This window comes from Alkalibacillus haloalkaliphilus C5 (genome assembly GCF_000269905.1).
Taxonomy (GTDB): domain Bacteria; phylum Bacillota; class Bacilli; order Bacillales; family Alkalibacillaceae; genus Alkalibacillus; species Alkalibacillus haloalkaliphilus_A.
Genome location: NZ_AKIF01000283.1, coordinates 1 through 807, shown reverse-complemented (window position 1 = coordinate 807; position 807 = coordinate 1). Strand labels below are relative to the sequence as shown.

At 42.1% G+C, this 807-nt stretch carries 2 protein-coding genes and 1 pseudogene; 1 reads left to right on the top strand and 2 read right to left on the bottom strand.

The features are described 5' to 3' along the window. Positions 1-207 (bottom strand): HAD-IIIA family hydrolase (locus A194_RS0116430; protein WP_017187858.1); only part of this gene is annotated, 207 nt, incomplete at its 3' end. Then, positions 185-307 (bottom strand): hypothetical protein, encoded by a 123-nt coding sequence (locus A194_RS21080; RefSeq protein ID WP_272942217.1) that lies wholly within the window; start codon positions 305-307, stop codon positions 185-187. The genes A194_RS0116430 and A194_RS21080, both read right to left, overlap by 23 nt. A 147-nt stretch (positions 308-454) precedes the next feature. Here A194_RS21080 and A194_RS19095 point away from each other — a divergent pair. Continuing rightward, positions 455-807: pseudogene (locus A194_RS19095) on the top strand (hypothetical protein); the annotation flags it as partial.

The following is an 807-nucleotide window of genomic DNA, read 5'->3' as shown; positions in this document are numbered from 1 at the left end:
AAGCATAGATTCTGTCATATAACCTAATCCTACTCCACCTTGATTTGTGACAACAAATATGTCGTAACCACACTCATGAAGCTTTGCGACAGCTTCTTTAACACCAGGGAGGAAGTGAAAGTCTTTCGGCTTATTAACAAACTTAACACGGCTAGTCTTGACTTCATTAATAACTCCGTCACGATCAAGAAAGACTGCTTTGTTCATGTGTATTCTCCTTTAAATGTTCTTCGTCATCACCATTATTCTCTTCGATTCCCTTAAATTTAAACAAGTGAATGAGAATAATGAGCTGTTCTGTCTTCATTTGAAAAACCTTTCATATAAAACTACCATCTTTTAATTTACTTTTCTAGGAAAAAATAAATTTTATGAATATAGCATAGGCACCTGTTTTTCAATGTAGGCATACATTGTTGTATGACTGATTTTGAATAGAAGGAGTGCTTGAAACGTGTCATTTAATGAACACCATCATTATGATGATGAAAGGCAATGGTTTGGTTTTCCGTTTATGGGAGGAGGAATGTTTGGACCACCTCCAGGCCCACCAGGTGGCGGAAAAGGACCAGGGTTTCAACCAGGACCGGGGCCGGGGCCACAACCAGGGCCAGGACCAAGCCCGCAACCGGGACCAGGTGCAGGGGGGCCACCATCTTCACCACCGCCATCATTTACACCACAACAACCACAATTCGGTGTGCAAGCGGTCGACCCAGGTGCAATTCGTGGCTGTCTATACCGTTACACATATATTTGGTTAAATAATAGGCAGCGTTTCTGGTTTTACCCAACTTATGTAGGGAG

Excerpts from the sequence above, each read along its gene's own strand:
- A194_RS21080 (WP_272942217.1), bottom strand. The coding sequence starts at position 307 with ATGAAGACAGAACAGCTCATTATTCTCATTCACTTGTTTAAATTTAAG.